The sequence below is a fragment of the Streptomyces xanthochromogenes genome (assembly GCF_014650455.1).
In the GTDB taxonomy this organism is placed as follows: domain Bacteria; phylum Actinomycetota; class Actinomycetes; order Streptomycetales; family Streptomycetaceae; genus Streptomyces; species Streptomyces xanthochromogenes.
This window is the reverse complement of record NZ_BMUZ01000008.1, coordinates 342641-358872: the sequence shown is the minus strand read 5'-3', so window position 1 is coordinate 358872 and position 16232 is coordinate 342641. Positions and strand designations below refer to the sequence as shown.

At 73.1% G+C, this 16232-nt stretch carries 16 protein-coding genes; 10 read left to right on the top strand and 6 right to left on the bottom strand.

Annotated elements, in window-relative coordinates:
* Positions 1 to 23: 23 nt before the first annotated feature.
* Positions 24 to 908: a PPK2 family polyphosphate kinase gene (locus IE267_RS22595; RefSeq protein WP_189764453.1), complete on the top strand. Its 885-nt coding sequence runs from the start codon at positions 24 to 26 to the stop codon at positions 906 to 908.
* Between the two features lie 25 nt (positions 909 to 933).
* Here IE267_RS22595 and IE267_RS22590 read toward each other — a convergent pair whose 3' ends face one another.
* Entirely contained in the window at positions 934 to 1686 is a 753-nt protein-coding gene (locus IE267_RS22590; RefSeq protein ID WP_229861366.1) for a hypothetical protein, read from the bottom strand.
* Between the two features lie 250 nt (positions 1687 to 1936).
* Between IE267_RS22590 and IE267_RS22585 the strand changes: the two genes are divergently transcribed.
* The gene (locus IE267_RS22585) at positions 1937 to 2815 is read left to right on the top strand and encodes a polysaccharide deacetylase family protein (RefSeq protein WP_229861365.1); all 879 of its coding nucleotides are present in this window, start codon (positions 1937 to 1939) and stop codon (positions 2813 to 2815) included.
* 63 nt (positions 2816 to 2878) lie between these two features.
* Here IE267_RS22585 and IE267_RS22580 read toward each other — a convergent pair whose 3' ends face one another.
* Positions 2879 to 3085 (bottom strand): hypothetical protein, encoded by a 207-nt coding sequence (locus IE267_RS22580; RefSeq protein WP_189764490.1) that lies wholly within the window; start codon positions 3083 to 3085, stop codon positions 2879 to 2881.
* A gap of 239 nt (positions 3086 to 3324) precedes the next feature.
* Positions 3325 to 4002, bottom strand: coding sequence for an AIM24 family protein (locus IE267_RS22575; RefSeq protein WP_167152720.1), 678 nt, complete (start codon positions 4000 to 4002; stop codon positions 3325 to 3327).
* 70 nt (positions 4003 to 4072) lie between these two features.
* Between IE267_RS22575 and IE267_RS22570 the strand changes: the two genes are divergently transcribed.
* From IE267_RS22570 to IE267_RS22545, 6 genes are all read left to right on the top strand, one after another.
* On the top strand, positions 4073 to 4822 hold the full coding sequence (locus IE267_RS22570) for an aminoacyl-tRNA hydrolase (RefSeq protein ID WP_373304581.1): 750 nt from the start codon (positions 4073 to 4075) through the stop codon (positions 4820 to 4822).
* 150 nt (positions 4823 to 4972) lie between these two features.
* Positions 4973 to 5578: a DUF4142 domain-containing protein gene (locus tag IE267_RS22565; protein WP_167156079.1), complete on the top strand. Its 606-nt coding sequence runs from the start codon at positions 4973 to 4975 to the stop codon at positions 5576 to 5578.
* Positions 5579 to 5678: 100 nt separating this feature from the next.
* Positions 5679 to 6977 carry an MbnB/TglH/ChrH family RiPP precursor modification enzyme gene (locus IE267_RS22560; RefSeq protein ID WP_189764451.1) on the top strand — a complete coding sequence of 433 codons (1299 nt, stop codon included), beginning with the start codon at positions 5679 to 5681 and terminating at the stop codon, positions 6975 to 6977.
* 212 nt (positions 6978 to 7189) lie between these two features.
* On the top strand, positions 7190 to 7999 hold the full coding sequence (locus IE267_RS22555) for a DUF4142 domain-containing protein (RefSeq protein WP_189764450.1): 810 nt from the start codon (positions 7190 to 7192) through the stop codon (positions 7997 to 7999).
* Between the two features lie 74 nt (positions 8000 to 8073).
* Complete coding sequence (locus tag IE267_RS22550) at positions 8074 to 8832, top strand: TIGR04222 domain-containing membrane protein (protein WP_189764449.1); 759 nt, start codon at positions 8074 to 8076, stop codon at positions 8830 to 8832.
* A 106-nt stretch (positions 8833 to 8938) separates the two neighbouring features.
* Positions 8939 to 10537, top strand: a complete 1599-nt coding sequence (locus tag IE267_RS22545) for an alpha/beta hydrolase (RefSeq protein WP_189764448.1) — start codon at positions 8939 to 8941, stop codon at positions 10535 to 10537.
* Between the two features lie 63 nt (positions 10538 to 10600).
* Here IE267_RS22545 and hemQ read toward each other — a convergent pair whose 3' ends face one another.
* Entirely contained in the window at positions 10601 to 11326 is a 726-nt protein-coding gene (gene hemQ, locus IE267_RS22540; protein WP_161253095.1) for a hydrogen peroxide-dependent heme synthase, read from the bottom strand.
* A 4-nt stretch (positions 11327 to 11330) separates the two neighbouring features.
* Complete coding sequence (gene hemG / locus IE267_RS22535; protein ID WP_167152726.1) at positions 11331 to 12761, bottom strand: protoporphyrinogen oxidase; 1431 nt, start codon at positions 12759 to 12761, stop codon at positions 11331 to 11333.
* Between the two features lie 207 nt (positions 12762 to 12968).
* Between hemG and IE267_RS22530 the strand changes: the two genes are divergently transcribed.
* On the top strand, positions 12969 to 14345 hold the full coding sequence (locus tag IE267_RS22530; protein WP_189764447.1) for an FAD-dependent oxidoreductase: 1377 nt from the start codon (positions 12969 to 12971) through the stop codon (positions 14343 to 14345).
* Positions 14346 to 14348: 3 nt separating this feature from the next.
* On the opposite strand, the gene hemE is transcribed toward IE267_RS22530, so the two are convergent.
* A complete protein-coding gene (gene hemE, locus IE267_RS22525; protein ID WP_161253086.1) occupies positions 14349 to 15416 on the bottom strand; it encodes a uroporphyrinogen decarboxylase in 1068 nt (355 codons plus the stop codon).
* Positions 15417 to 15507: 91 nt separating this feature from the next.
* Between hemE and IE267_RS22520 the strand changes: the two genes are divergently transcribed.
* Positions 15508 to 16161 carry a DUF3000 domain-containing protein gene (locus IE267_RS22520; RefSeq protein WP_167152728.1) on the top strand — a complete coding sequence of 218 codons (654 nt, stop codon included), beginning with the start codon at positions 15508 to 15510 and terminating at the stop codon, positions 16159 to 16161.
* The last annotated feature ends 71 nt before the right edge of the window (positions 16162 to 16232 follow it).

Below are 16232 nucleotides of genomic sequence, written 5' to 3'. Positions count from 1 at the left end.
GAGGCGGCCGGAAGGGGTGCGCAGTGGCCGGTAAGGGCAAGGCCCGCAAGGGCGGCGACAGGCCCGGGCAGAACCTGCGCGAGCTGCTGCGCATCCCCGAGGGCGAGCGTGTCGCCCTCGCCTCCCACGCCACCGACGCCACGCCCGGCGGCCCCAAGGACAAGGCGGCGGGCCTGGCCGCCATCGCCCGGATGGGTGAACGTCTCGCCGATCTCCAGGAGCGCCTGTACGCGGCGAGCACCGCGGGCGACCGGCGGCGGATCCTGCTGGTGCTCCAGGGCATGGACACCAGCGGCAAGGGCGGCACGGTCAAGCACGTCATCGGCCTGTTCAACCCCTCGGGCTGCCGCATCAAGGCCTTCAAGGCACCGACCCGCGAGGAGCTCGCGCACCCGTTCCTGTGGCGCATCTCCAAGGCGCTGCCGCAGTCGGGCGAGATCGGCATCTTCGACCGCTCGCACTACGAGGACGTCCTGATCGCCCGGGTGCGCGAGCTGGTCCCGCGGCCTCAGGTCACGCTTCGCTACGGTCACATCAACCGCTTCGAGCAGTCCCTGGTGGACGACGGCGTGACCGTCGTCAAGGTGTTCCTGCACATCGGCCACGAGGAGCAGCGCCGCCGCCTTCTCGCCCGCCTCGACAACCCGGACAAGCACTGGAAGTTCAACGCCGGGGACATCGACGAGCGCGCGCTGTGGCCCGCCTACCAGGAGGCGTACGAGCTCGCCCTGGAGCGCTGCTCGACGGCCGCCGCCCCCTGGCACCTCGTGCCTGCCGACCGCAAGTGGTACCGCAACTGGGCGGTAAGCAAGCTGCTCCTGGAGCATCTGGAGGCGCTGGATCCGCAGTACCCGCCGGGCGACTTCGATGTCGAGGAGTGCAGGCGCCGGCTGCTCAAGGGCCCCTGATCCAGGGCGAGTTGGGGTCCTTCCATCAGGACTGCCTGCCCATCAGGCCGGAGATGTCCACGGCGTCGGCGGCGGCCGGGGTGGCAGCCGGCACCGGCTGGTCGAACCCGTCGAAGCGTACGGTCGCCTCGGGGGCGGCACCGCCCTTGGCGACGGTGAACCGTACCGGGTAGGGCGTCCCGGTGGCGGCCACGTCGAGCGTGTAGGTCCGGCCCTGCCGGGTGGCCGTGACCGGAATGACCGCGACGCCGTCGACCGTGGCCGGCCTGCCCTTGGTGAGGGTGGCGGCGGGCAGCTTGGCGGAGGTGTCCAGATACTTCTGGAAGGTGTCGAGGTCGCACACGTCGGTCGTGTTCCGCAGCACCGGGTCGTCGGTGGTGCCCTTCAGGTAGCGGTCGCCGACGAGCGAGGCCAGGGCGCTGCCGCCGCCGGGCACCTCGTTCTTCCAGAACGCGGCGTTCGGCCTGATCCACACGTCGGTGCCGCGCCGGATGATCTCCACCGAGCCCTGAGGGCCGAGGCTCACCGAGCCGCGGCAGTTGCCCGACCGGTCGAGGGTCAGATCGAAGGAGGTCCCCGCGCCGGAGCCCGGGACGCCCTGTGCCGTCACGTGCAGGGACCGGGCCCCGAGCAGCGCGTCGTGGGAGCGCTGGGCGATCCGGTCCGCGCCGAGCGAGCCGGTGTCGTCCGCGCGGGCGGTCGCCGCGCACGCGAAACACAGCGCGAGGGCGGTCGAGAAGAGTGCCGCCGAGCATGCTCCGGCACGGGATCGGGACACGTCGCCTCCCTGGGGCCTCGAACCGCGCCCTGCCCGCGAAGGGGCCTTTTCGGGCGGGTGATCCGGGTGGGTCGGGCTGATCCGTCTGCATCGAGCGTAGTCCGCGGCGGCCCACGGGGCGCGTCGTGCGGCTGGGGCGGCGGGCCCGTGCCGGGCCCAGGCGCCGGGCTGTGCGGCATTGGCCGGAATCTCGGGAGCGGCCGGGAGCGCCCTGAACAAATATGTCGATACGATCGGATACTTTCCGTTCGTGACCACTACTGCACGAAAACTGCTCACGGTTGCCCTGCTCGGTGCCGCACTCACGGCCTGCGGCTCCGACCCCGCCACGGCCCCGCACCAGACGGCGGGCAAGGCCGCGCCCTCGGCACCCCCGGGGGCCGGTGCTCCGAAGACGGCGATCGCCGCGACGCTGGCACCCGGCCCCGGCGGACTCACCCCGGTCTTCGAGCGGGCGGCCCCGAACCCCCAGGGCGAGAAGGTCGTCGCGCTGAGTTTCGACGCCGACATGACGGCCGACCAGGGTCCGCGCGCGGCGGGCGGCGAGCGCTTCGACAACCCGGCGCTCATCGCCGACCTGAAGCGCCTGAAGGTGCCGGCCACCGTGTTCATGACCGGTCGATGGGCGCAGGAGTATCCGGCCGAGGCCCGTGCCATCGGGACCGACCCCGCCTTCGAGGTCGGCAACCACTCCTACAGCCACTACGCGTTCAAGACGGACTGCTACGGGCTGCCCGTCGTCGAGAAGGACGCGATGCGGGCCGACGTGGAGAAGGCGACGGCCCAGTTCAAGGCGGCCGGGGTGACCAACACCGTGCCGTACTTCCGCTTCCCCGGCGGCTGCTACGACGACGAGACGCTGCGCGCGCTCGCCCCGCTGAAGATGACCGCCGTCCAGTGGGACGTGGTGAGCGGGGACGCCTTCGCCAAGGACGCGAACGCGGTCGCCGAGCAGGTCCTGGCCGGGGTCAAGCCCGGGTCCCTCGTGGTCATGCACTGCACGCGCAGCGCGGCACCGGTCACCGACACGGCGCTCCAGCGCATCGTGCCGGAGCTGCGCAAGCGCGGCTACCGCTTCGTGAAGGTCTCCGACCTGATCCGCAGCACCGTCCAGCACCCCCAGCACTGACCGGCTCAGCGCGCCACCCCCCGCACTGACCGGCACGGCGCGCCACCCCCCGCACCGACCGGCTCAGCCGGAGCAGGCCGCGCGCTGCGCCTCCTGCCACTCGCACACCGGGCAGAGCGTGCTGCCCCTGGTCGACTCCGGGTACTCGGTCGGTGCCCGGCACAGCACGCACTCGGCGAAGGGCCCCTCGTACACTCCGGCCGCGGGGGCGCCGCCCAAGGGGGCCGCCTCGCAGTAGGTCGTGTCGTCCCGCGGCTGCGTCTCGTCCATGCGCCCGAGCCTAATCGGCGTACGGGACCGGGTCGGCGCCCCGGGAGAGCTCGGCGAGCGGGGTGCCGGGGTGCGCGGGCCGCGCCGAACCGCTCCGGTCCCTCAACAGGGTTGACCTTCCAGTGCCGTTGGCGCCCTCAATCCGGACCGGTGCGCCCCCGGCCGGGTCCGGGATGAGGGCGCCCAGGGGCCGCCGCTGGAGTACCGGCGGCCCACCCCGCGCAGGTTCCGGACGGTGCTCAGTGCTGCTGGGCCTTCTGCGGCGTCGCCTCGCTGGGGCGCACTATGACGTAGCCCTCGCCCTGGAGCATCAGCTGAACGGCCTCGCCGGAGCCGCCGCGCAGCATCGAGCCGATGGACTGCGAGCGGTGCAGGGAGGTCTGGAGGTTGGCGGTCCAGCCGACCACCGCGTCGGTGTCGACGTACACCGGAAGCTGCGGGGAGACCGGGATGACCAGCGGGTTGCCCTCGCACATCAGCCCCAGGCGGCCCTGCCCGGTGAAGACGCTGTTGAACAGGCCGCCGCCGGCGATGCCGGAGCCCTTGACCGTCTTGATCTCGTAGCTGAGCGAGGCGTCGAAGCACAGCACGTTGCGACCGTTGATGGTGAGCGCGTCGCCCTGCTCGATGTCGACGATGAAGCAGTTCTGCGCCTCGTGCGCGAACCAGGCCTCGCCCTGGCCGCTGACCGCCATCAGCGGCAGGCCCTCGCCGGTCACCGCGCGCTTGAGCATGCCGCCGATGCCCTGGCCGCGCCGCTCGAACTGGAGGCTGCCGCGGTAGGCGATCATCGCGCCCTGCCGCGCGAGCATCTCGCCGTTGACCGCGTACTTGATGGACTTGGCGTTCTCCAGCGTCATTCCGGCGGCGGCCGCGGGCTGGGCCATGTTCTCGATGGCAAAAAGGTCGCTCTTCATGCGCGCATCCTGTCCCGGAACCATTCGTTCCGCCAAGAATCACCGGTTCGGCGGCTGGCAGACTGGTGGGGTGAGCACCGAGAACACCCAGAACCCCCCTTCCGACAGCCCCTTTCACGACGCCTCCCCGCGCGACGAGGCACGGCAGTACGTGCTGCCGCTCGTCGTGCACATCGAGAAGGCCGAGCCGCCGGCGCGCACCGACGCCCTGGAGACGGCGGCCCGCGCGGTGCTCGTGATGCTCTCCGACGAGCGGTCGCTCGGCGAGGGGGACGACGAGGGCGAGTGGGCCCGGGTGATGCGGGACTGGCAGGACGCGCGGATCCGCAAGGTCGTGCGGCGGGCCCGCGGCGCCGAGTGGCGCAAGGCCTCGGCGCTGCCCGGCATCACGGTGACCGGGAAGGCGGCGGAGGTACGCGTCTTCCCGCCGGTGCCGCTGGACGGCTGGCCCAAGGAACTGGCCAAGCTCCAGGTGTCCGGCACGGACCTGGACGACCCGGCCGAGCCGGGCGCCCCCGAGACGATCGCGCCGGTGCTCTGGCTCAACCCGGACCTCGGCATGTCCGCGGGCAAGGCCATGGCCCAGGCCGGGCACGGCGCCCAGCTCGCCTGGTGGGAGCTCACGGAGCCCGAGCGCGCGGCCTGGCGCGAGTCCGGCTTCGCCCTGGCGGTACGCATCGCGGACCCGGCCGCCTGGCACGGGCTGACCCGCAGCGGGCTGCCGGTGGTCCGCGACGCGGGCTTCACCGAAATCGCCCCGGGCTCCTGCACGGTGGTCGCCGACCACCCGGCCCTGCGGGCACGGGTCGCGGGCGGCTGAGGGTGCCGTATCCGGCCATGCCTTCGCCCCGCTGAACACACCACCCGCCCCATCCGTACCTCCCGGTACGCCGAGCAGTGCTCGCGCTCTCAACTCGCCGTCCCGGGAGGCATCTTGTCGCGTGGAATAGTCCGCTCCAGCCGTTTCGCCCTGCGCCACGTGAACGGGACGGGTCTGCTCATCGCGGTGCTGGTGGCCACCATCGGCGCGCTCGCCTTTCCCGTCTGGTCGTACGCCGACCGCTCCAGCACCCCGCAGGCGAACCTCAACTCCTCCTCCACGCCCACCCCTTGGGGCCCGCTGTCCGCGACGGACCGGGAGTTCGTCACGAAGGTGCGGCTCGCCGGGCTCTGGGAGGGCCCGGCCGGGCAGCAGGCCCAGCAGCGGGCGCCCAGTGCCGCGATCAAGGCGGCCGGGGACCACCTCGTCATGGGGCACGCCGCGCTCGACCAGCACGACCGGGACGTCGCCGCGAAGCTCGGCATCGAGCTGCCGAACCAGCCCAACGCCCAGCAGCAGGGCTGGCTGCGCCAGCTGACCGCGGACACCGGCACCGCCTACGAACGGGACTTCGCCAACCTGCTGCGCGCCGCCCACGGCAAGGTGTTCGCCCTGGTCGCCCAGGTCCGCGCGACCACCCGGAACTCGCTGGTGCGGGACCTGGCGAACGATGCCAACAGGACCGTCCTCGACCACATGACGATGCTGGAGGCCACCGGCCTGGTGGACTTCGACGCTCTGGCCACCCCCAGCTGACGCGACGCCCCGCACCGGGCGGGGCCGGCGGAACCTCAAATCAAGCTCTGAAGGTGCTCCGGCAGGATTCGTCGCGCGAGCCGGGGGCCATGACCTGTCCATGAAGCATTTGGGCATCGGCATCGGCTGGCGGCCGGAGATCGCCGGGGTGGTGGAGCGGCTCGACGGCATCGACTGGGTCGAGGCGGTCGCGGAGAACCTCTGCCCCGGACACCTCCCCGACTCCCTGGTCCGGCTGCGCGAGCGAGGAGTCACCGTGGTGCCGCACGGGGTCTCGCTCGGCCTCGGCGGGGCGGACCGGCCGGACCCGCGGCGCCTCGCCGACCTCGCGGCCCGCGCCGAGGCGCTCGGCTCGCCCCTGGTCACCGAGCACATCGCGTTCGTGCGCGCGGGCGGGGAGCTGACCGCCTCGCCGCGCCTGGAGGCGGGCCATCTGCTGCCGGTGCCGCGCACCCGCGACGCCCTGCGGGTGCTGTGCGAGAACGTCCGCATCGCACAGGACGCGCTGCCGGTGCCGCTCGCCCTGGAGAACATCGCGGCGCTGATCGACTGGCCCGACGAGGAGTTGACGGAAGGTCAGTTCCTGTCGGAGCTGGTCGAGCGCACCGGAGTCGGGCTGCTCATCGACGTGGCCAACCTCCACACGAACCGGGTGAACCGCGGCGAGGACCCCGCCAGGGTGCTCGCCGCGCTGCCCCTGGAGGCGATCGCGTACGTGCACGTGGCGGGCGGCGTCGAACGGGACGGCGTCTGGCACGACACCCACGCGCACCCCGTGCCGAAGGCCGTGCTCGACGTCCTGGCCGACCTTGCCTCCCGCACCTCGCCTCCGGGGGTGCTCCTGGAGCGCGACGACGCGTTCCCGCCCGCCGCGGAGCTCGCCGCCGAACTCGGCGCCATCCGGACCACGTTGGCCGCGGCCGAGCCTCCGGCCCCGGGGGCGACTGCCCCCGGGGCGGCTGCTCCCCGGTCGGCCCCCGCCGAAGGAGCGGCCGCCCCGGAAGCCCGGGACCGGCTCGCGCTCGCCCAGGCCGCGCTGCTCTCCTCGCTGACGGCGGGCACACCCGCGCCCTCCGGGTTCGACGGGCGGCGGCTTCGCGTACAGTCCCGCGCGCTCGCGGCCAAGCGGGCCGAAGTGGTGGCCAAGGTGGCGCCCGAACTGCCGCGGCTGCTCGGCGAAGCCTACCGGGAGGCGTTTTTCTCGTACGCCAAGTCCCGTCCGATGCAAGGCGGTTACCGCCATGACGCGCTCGACTTCGCGCGGTCCCTGCTCGACGCGGGACGGCCCGCCGACCCCGAGGTGCGCCGGGAACTGGCCCGCTGGTGGAAGGAGCGGGCGGGCCCGCGGCCGCCGGGCCGGGCCGCCCGGCTGCTGCGCACCCTGACCCGGGCCGCCTGACCCCGGCGGCCTCAGCCAAGCGCCCCGGGACGGATGCCCCGCGGCGGTCGGCCCCGGCGCGCGGCGGGTCAACGTACCGCAGGAACAAGGGAGTTGGGGGCAACTCACGCATCACGTGACGACCCCCACACCACCCGGCCACCCACTTCACCGAACCGCCTCCGAAACCAGCGGCATCCGCACTACCGTGCGCACCGCACCAGGAGGCATCCATGCGTCGCTCGCTGTCCGGCACCGGACTCGTCGTCATCGCGCTGGGCGCGACTCTGCTCGCGCTGCTCTTCCCCGTGTGGTCGTACGCCGACCGCTCGGGCACCCCGCTCGCCGACCTCAACGCCACCACCGTGCGCACCCGTTGGGGGCCACTGACGGCCGCCGACCGGGACTTCGTGGTCCGGGTGCGGCTCGCCGGGCTGTGGGAGGGGCCGGCCGGGCGGCAGGCCGTCCAGCGGGACCCCAGCGACGCGGTGAGGGCGGCCGGGCAGCACCTCGTCGACGGGCACGCCTTCCTCGACGCCCGGGTCCGCGAGGTCGCGGCCCAGCTCGGCATGGAACTGCCGAATCGGCCCAATGGCCAACAGCAGGGCTGGCTGCGGCAGTTGACCGAGGACTCCGGAACCGCCTACGAATGGGACTTCGCGAACCTGCTGCGCGCCGCCCACGGCAAGGTGTTCGCCCTGGTCGCGCAGGTCCGGGCCAACACCCGCAACTCGCTGGTGCGTGGGCTCGCCGACGACGCGAACACCACCGTCCTGGACCACATCAGGATGCTGGAGGCGACCGGGTTCGTCGACTTCGACGCGCTCGCACGGGACGCCGCGGCCGCGGCGACGGCCGGCCCCACCGGTCCCCCGCCGCCCACACCGGGGGCGACACCGCCGAGCGCGGTGCCGCTCACGCCGGAGCCCGCCGACAGCGCCGAGCCACCCGCCGGGGCCGAGCCGTCGTTCCCGCTGCCCCCGGCCGCCTCCCGCCCGAAGGACGAGGCGTCGCCCGCGCCCGGGACGCCCCACGCTCCGTAACGAAGCGATAACCCGACGTCCAAATTGTGGACAGACTGTGGCGGCGAAGCGTCAACTTCGCATACAACTCGGCCATGTTCTGGGTCCTGTTCCTTCTGCCGGCGATGGTCGCGGCCGGTCTCTCCTGCGGCCGGCTCTGCCTGGCGGCCGTCGCCGCCGCGCGCCCCCGGCCGCGTACGGACGAGGAGCGCGGCCTGTCCTGCTACGAGGCCGCGTTCCTGGCGGGCGGCCCGTACCGGGTCGCCGACCTCACCCTGGTCTCCATGCACCGGGCCCGCCGGCTGCTGCTCGCCCACACGGGCTGGGCCACCGTCGTCGACCCCGAGGGCCGGGACGAGCTCGAACGCTCGGTCCTGACGGCCATCGGCCCCGGCGGCCAGGAGCGGATAGCGGCGATACGGTCCGGGACCGCCGCGGCCGACGCGGTGCGCGCCCTGGCCGACCGGCTCGCCGGCGCGGGCCTCGCGGTGCCCGACGCCGTGCGGTCCGGGGTCACCGCCTCGGTCAAGACGGTCCGCGGCGCGGCCCTGCTCATCACCGCGCTCGCCTGCGCCGCCCTGTTCATGCCGGGCGAAACGGACACCGGGCGGGCCGAGATCGCGGCCTGGTTCGCGCTCCCGCTCGTCCTCACACTGGGCTGTCTGGCCATCGCCCGGGTGGAGATCCACCCCTACACCCGCTGGGCCTCACCCGACGGGCAGGCGCTGCTCGGCGGACTCGACCCGGCGGACGACCCGCTCACCGCGGTCGCCGTGCGTGGACTGCGGGCCGTGGAGGACCCCCAGCTGCGCAGCGCCCTCACGAGCGGCCGCTTCGCGCATCGGAGTCAATGACCGCGCCCGGCGCGGCCCCGCTGCTTTACTTTCACTCGTCCGAAGTATCCCCTTCTGATCTGTATGTACTTCCGTAGTACCGCAGCACGAAAGGGATGTACCGGCGATGAGAGCTGTAGCGCTGTACGGAACCCTGGGTTCCCTCGTCCTTTCCGCCCTCGTCGCCGCCCCCGCGGGCAGCGCCGACCCGCTGACCGCCGAGGCCCGCGGGGTGACGGCCGCCGCCCAGCGCGCCGCCGCCAAGCCGATCGCCTTCGGCCGCTGCCCCGAGGTGGAGTCGCTGCCTCCCTCCGTGCAGTGCGGCACGGTCCAAGTCCCGCTGGACTACGCACATCCGACGGGCCGTCAGATCCGGCTCACCGTCAGCCGCACCAAGGCCGGGGGCAAGCCCGCCGAGCGGCAGGGCGCGCTCGTCTTCAACCCGGGCGGGCCCGGCGCCTCCAGCATGTACTTCCCGATGGTCGCCGGGCTCTCGGACTGGCAGCGGATCGCCGGGGCGTACGACCTGGTCGGCTACTCCCCGCGCGGGGTGGCCCGCTCGGCGCCGCTGTCCTGCCAGGACCCGTCCGACTTCGCCAAGGCGCCCACCGAGTCGCCGACGTACCCCTCGCAGTCGTACAAGCTGGAGCGGATCGCCCAGGCCCAGGCGTACGCCGAGGGCTGTGCGCGCAACGCCGGGGACGCGCTGCGGTTCTACACCAGCATCAACAACGCCCGTGACCTGGACGTGCTGCGGGCCGCGCTCGGCGAGAAGAAGCTGACCTTCATGGGCGCCTCCTACGGCACCTACTTCGGGGCGGTGTACGCGACGCTGTTCCCCTCGCACATCCGCCGGATGGTCTTCGACTCGGCGGTCGACCCGGACCCGCAGCAGATCTGGTACCGCAACAACCTGGACCAGTCACGGGCGTTCGAGAACCGCTGGGCCGACTTCCGTGCCTGGGTCGCCAAGCACGACGCGGTCTACCACCTGGGCAGTACGGCCGAGGAGGTGCTGGGGAGCTACGAGCGGGTGCGGGCCAGGCTGACCCGCGAACCGGCCGGCGGCACGGTGGGCCCCGCCCAGTTGCAGGCCGCGTTCCTCAAGGCCGGTTACTACGACGACTACTGGTCGAGCCGGGCCACCGCGCTCTCGGAATACCTCAAGGGCAACGAGCGCCCGCTGGTCCAACAGGCCTCGCCCAAGCCGGAGTCGGCGGCCGACGACGAGAACGGGAACGCGGTGTACACGGCCGTCGAGTGCAACGACGCACCCTGGCCGAGGGACTTCACCACCTGGGACCGCGACAACACCGGGCTCGCGGTGACCGCGCCGTTCGAGACGTGGGACAACGCGTGGATGAACCTGCCGTGCGCCTACTGGCCGGCCCCGCAGCAGAAGCCGGTGGACGTCGGCGCGAAGCCGGGTGCGCTGCCGCCGACGCTGATCCTGGCGGCCGAGCGGGACGCGGCGACGCCGTACCCGGGGGCCCTGGAACTCCAGCGGCGGCTGCCGGGCTCCGTCCTGATCACGGAGAAGGACGCCGGTACGCACGGCATCGCGGGTGGCTCCAACGCCTGTGTGAACGGCTATGTGGAGGACTACTTGCTGAACGGCCGGACGCCGGTGCGGCGCGCTGCGTGCGCGCCGCACCGGGAGCCGAACCCGGTGTCGCTGGACGAGCGGGCAGCCGGCAGGCCGGGGCATGTGCTGCCCGCTCTCTGATCTTCCGGGTCAGGGATGACCGGGGCCCGCTCGCGTGGCGCGGGCCCCGGTCACCTGGTCTTGCTAGGCCAGGCCCGCCACGAGGTCGGCCACGCTCTTGCGACGCCCCGTGTAGAACGGGACCTCTTCGCGGACGTGCATCCGGGCCTCGGAGGCGCGCAGGTGGCGCATGAGGTCGACGATGCGGTGCAGTTCGTCGGCCTCGAAGGCGAGCAGCCACTCGTAGTCGCCGAGCGAGAACGAGGCGACCGTGTTGGCCCGCACGTCGGGGTAGCCGCGGGCCATCTTGCCGTGGTCGGCGAGCATCCGGCGACGGTCCTCGTCGGGCAGCAGGTACCAGTCGTAGCTGCGCACGAACGGGTACACCGACACGTAGTCGCGCGGGTTCTCGTCGGCCAGGAACGCCGGGATGTGCGCCTTGTTGAACTCGGCGGGCCGGTGCAGCGCCATGTTCGACCACACCGGTTCGAGCGCGCGGCCCAGCTTGGTGCGGCGGAACAGGTTGTAGGCGTCCTGGAGCTCGTCGGAGGTCTCCGCGTGCCACCAGATCATGATGTCGGCGTCCGCGCGCAGACCCGACAGGTCGTAGGTGCCGCGGACGGTGACGTCCTTGGCGGCGAGCTGGTCGAACAGCTCCTGGACCTCGTCGGCGTAACCCGACCGGACCGCCTCGTCGGAGGGCAGTACGTCGCGCAGCTTGAAGACAGACCACAGGGTGTAGCGGATGACCTCGTTGAGGTCCTTCGCCTTCTTCCCCGCGTTGGGAATCTTTTCCGGAGCAGCACTCATGTGGCTATTGTCCCGCGTCACTCTGGGTGTTCTGCGCCAGGGTCGACGTGGCAATGATCTCGTCCGCGGCGCGCCGGGCGCTCGCGATGCACGCGGGGATGCCGACACCGTCGTAAACGGCGCCGCAGACCCGCAGCCCGGGCAGCTTCGCGACCTCCCCGCGGATGCGGGCGACCTTGGCGAGATGGCCCACCGGATACTGCGGAAGGCCGCCGATCCAGCGGTTGACCCGGGTCGCGACGGGCCGGGCCGACAGGCCGACGGCGTCGCCGAGATCGCCGAGCGAGACGTCCACGAGATCGGCGTCGTCCCAGTCCAGATGGCGCTCCTCGCCGTAGCGCCCGATCGAGGTGCGCAGCACGAACAGGTCCGAGCCGCGCTCCTTGACCCAACTCCACTTGTGCGACGAGAAGGTCGAGGCCTTGATGGTGCGGCCGTCCACCGGCGGCACCAGGAACCCGGAGCGCTCCTCCAGACCGGCCAGGTCGGCCCGCCGGAAGGCGAGGGTGACCAGGACCATCGAGGCGTACTCGACGTCGGCGAGCTCGGCGGCGGCGACCGGCGCCTCGGCGCCGAGCAGCTCGGACGCGGACCAGGCGGGGGTGGAGAGGATCACGCCGTCGGCCGCGATCAGCTCGCTGTCGGTGCGGATCTGCCAGCCGTCGGCGGTGCGGGCCAGTCCCAGGACCGGGGTCTCGGTGCGGATCTCGCCGCCCTGGGCGCGTACGGCGTCGGCGACCGCGGCAGGCAGCGTGCCGATGCCGCCGTCCAGGCCCGCGAACACCGGCCCGCTCTGCGCTCTCGCGGCGGCCTTGGCCTGGATGTCCCGGACGCCGTCGAGGAGCGAGCCGTGGGTGCGGGCCGCCTCGTAGAGCTGGGGCACGGCGGCCCGCATCGAGATCTTGTACGCGTCGCCCGCGTACACACCGCCGAGGAGCGGCTCCACCAGACGGTCGACGACCTCGCGGCCGACGCGCCTGGCGACGAACTCGCCGACGCCGATGTCCTCGCCGACCTCGCTCGGGGGGAGCTCCCGGTCCTGGGCGACGCGGGCCAGGCCCTCGGCGGACAGGATGTCGTGGAGGGTGCCGGGCTCGGCGGGCACGCCCATCACATGGCCGGTGGGCATCGGCCGCAGCGCGCCCCGGGTCCAGATGGCGGCGCCCCCCGCGGCGGGCGCCTGGATCCGGTCGCCGAGGCCGACCGCCCGGGCCAGGTCCACGGCCTCGGGACGGCGGGCCAGCATCGACTCGGCGCCGAGGTCGACGGGCGCACCCTCGATCTCCCCGGCGAGCAGCTTGCCGCCGAGCACCGCGCTTCCTTCGAGCACGGTCACCCGGGCGCCGGACGCGAGCAGCCGGTGGGCGGCGGCAAGGCCGGAGATACCGCCTCCGACGACGACGATGTGCGGGGCACGGGCGGGGGCGTTGTCCATGCCCCCACTGTCTCAGACCCCCGCCGACCACCCGGAACGAGCCCCGCGGCATCCGCCGAGCGAGATCAACCCGCCCGCGCGGAGGGCGAGTTGAGGTCCGGCTCCGGCCAACCCCCGGGCCGCTCCCCCGCGGGCGGGAATTCCGCGCGCCTCCCGTACGTATCGTGACCAGGAGCAGGCGACCCCTCACGAGCGGAGGCAACACCCATGGCGGCGGAGCGACTGGTGGTCATCGGCGGTGACGCGGCGGGCATGTCCGCGGCGTCCCAGGCCCGCAGGCTCAAGGGCCCCGAGGAGCTGGAGATCGTCGCCTTCGAACGGTCGGGCTTCACCTCCTACTCCGCGTGCGGCATCCCGTACTGGGTGGGCGGTGACGTACCGGAGCGCGACGACCTGATCGCCCGCACCCCCGAGGAGCACCAAGAACGCGGCATCGACCTGCGGATGCGCACCGAGGTGACGGAGCTCGACGTGGCGGGCCGCCGGGTGCGCTCGCGCGATCTCGCCTCGGGCGCCGAGGAGTGGACCTCCTACGACAAGCTCGTCATCGCGACCGGTGCCCGGCCGGTGCGGCCCGCCCTGCCCGGGATCGAATCGCCCGGAGTGCACGGGGTGCACACCATCGACGACGGGCGGGCCCTCCTGGACAGCCTGGCGGCGGCCGGCCGGCGGCGCGCGGTGGTGGTGGGCGGCGGATACATCGGCATCGAGATGGCCGAGGCGCTGCTCGGCCGCGGCTTCGAGGTGACGCTCCTGACCCGCGGCGCCCAGCCCATGCACTCGCTCGACCCGGACATGGGGGACCGCCTCACCGGGGCGATGGAGCGCTCGGGAATCCGCGTGGTCACGGGCGCCGAGGTCACCGAGGTGCTGACCGGGGACTCGGGCCGGGTGCGGGCGGTCGCGGCGGGGTCCACGGAGTACGCGGCGGACGTGGTGGTGCTCGGCCTGGGCGTCACACCGGGTACGGACCTGGCCCGGGCGGCCGGTCTGCCGCTCGGGGCGTCCGGCGGACTGCTCACGGACACCTCGATGCGGGTGCGCGGGCACGCGGACATCTGGGCGGGCGGCGACTGCGTGGAGGTGCTCGACCTGGTCTCGGGCCGGCACCGCTTCATCGCGCTCGGCACGCACGCCAACAAGCACGGCCAGATCATCGGCTCCAACGTGGCGGGCGGCTACGGCACGTTCCCGGGTGTCGTCGGCACGGCCGTGACCAAGGTCTGCGAGACCGAGGTGGCCCGCACCGGTCTCACCGAACGGCAGGCCAACGAGGAGGGTCTGCAGTACGTCACGGCGACCGTCGAGTCGACCAACACCGCCGGGTACTACCCGGGTGCGGCCCTGATGACGGTGAAGATGCTGGCCGAGCGGCGCACGGGCCGACTGCTCGGGGTGCAGATCGTGGGCGGCGCGGGCGCGGCCAAGCGGATCGACGTCGCGGCGGTCGCCCTGACCGCGCGGATGACGGTGGAGCAGATGACCGCGCTCGACCTGGCCTACGCACCGCCGTTCTCCCCGGTGTGGGACCCGGTCCTGGTGGCGGCGCGCAAGGCGGTGTCGAAGGTGCGCGCCGCCGGGTAGCGGCTACTTGGCGGTCTGCTCGTGGACGTACGCGACGAGGCGGGTCAGCGAGTCCGGGTCCATCGAGGGCAGCACGCCGTGGCCCAGGTTGAAGATGTGGCCCTCCAGGCCCGCGGCCGCGTCGAGCACCTCGCGGGTCTTCTCCTCGACGGCCGCGGTCGGCGCGAACAGGACCGCCGGGTCGAGGTTGCCCTGGAGCGCCTTGCCGGGGCCGACCCGGCGGGCCGCCTCGTCCAGCGGGACGCGCCAGTCGACGCCGACGACGTCCGCGCCGGCCTCGCCCATGAGGCCGAGCAGTTCGCCGGTGCCGACGCCGAAGTGGATGCGGGGCACGTCGTAGGGGGCGACCGCGTCGAAGACCTTCGCCGAGGCGGGCAGGATCGAGCGGCGGTAGTCGGCGGGGGCGAGCGCACCCACCCAGGAGTCGAAGAGCTGCACCGCGGAGGCGCCCGCCTCGATCTGCACCTTGAGGAAGGCGGCGGTGATCTCGGCGAGCCGGTCGAGCAGGTCGGCCCACAGCTCCGGGTCGCCGTACATCATGGCCTTGGTGTTCTCGTGGTTGCGGGACGGGCCGCCCTCCACGAGGTAGCTGGCCAGCGTGAAGGGTGCGCCGGCGAAGCCGATGAGCGGCGTGGAGCCGAGCTCGCCGGTCAGCATGCCGATCGCCTCGGTGACGTAGTGGACGTCCTCGGGGGTCAGGTCGCGCAGCCGGGCCAGGTCGGCCCGGGTGCGGATCGGCTCGGCGACGACGGGGCCGACGCCCGGCTTGATGTCCAGGTCGATGCCGATGGCCTTGAGCGGGACCACGATGTCGCTGAAGTAGATGGCCGCGTCGACCTTGTGCCGGCGCACCGGCTGGAGCGTGATCTCGGTGACCAGCTCGGGCCGCATGCAGGACTCCAGCATGGGGATGCCCTCGCGCACCTTCAGGTACTCCGGCAGCGAGCGCCCCGCCTGGCGCATGAACCAGACCGGCGTGTGCGGGACGGCTTCCCGCCTGCACGCCTTGAGGAACGCGGAGTCGTGCGTCTTGCTGTTCGGCTGGCCCACAGGGCGGTCGTTGGCGCTCACGCCCAGAATCTTCGCATGTGGCGGCAAGCCGCCGGCCCGGGCCGGGTGTCCCTACCGGCGCCGGACGCCCGTTCCGCCTAGTCTTCCCCGCATGGCTGCCGCTCAGGGACGAACTTCGGATGGCGCTGACGGCAGGGAAGCCGCGGACGGGACCACCGTCCCGATCCCCTTCCGTCAGGCCGTCGACGCACTGCGCACGGCGCGACTGCGCCCCGAGATCGAGGTGGACGAGACGCGTCCGCCCCAGCGTCTGGCGCCGCACGCCTACGCCCTGGAGGCGGCGGTCGTCGAGGGCGAGGACGATCTCGCCGACGGCCGGCTCGTCCTGCTGCACGACCCGGCCGGACACGACGCCTGGCAGGGCACCTTCCGCCTGGTCACCCTCGTACGGGCCGAACTGGAACCGGAGATGGCGGCCGATCCCCTGCTGCCCGAGGTGTGCTGGTCGTGGCTGACCGGCGCCCTGGAGGCGCGCGGGCTGTCGTACGGAGAGGCCGGCGGCACGGTCACCCGGGCCGGCTCGCACTACTTCGGCGGGCTCTCGGAGCGGCTTCCGGCCACCCAGATCGAGATCCGGGCCTCCTGGACACCGCGTGAGGGCCGTGGCGGGGTGCCGGACACGGCGGGTCATCTCGCCGCCTGGTGCGATCTGCTGTGCCAGGTCGCCGGCCTCCCGCCGGCCTCGGGCAGTACCGAGGCGGGCAGCGGGGTGGTCACCCTGCCGCAGCGCCGAGATCCCCGCTGACGTCGGCCTTCCCGTCGCCCCGCGCCCCGCTTCCGGCGGGGCGCGGGGCGTTTTCGGTGCGCTCCGGAGGG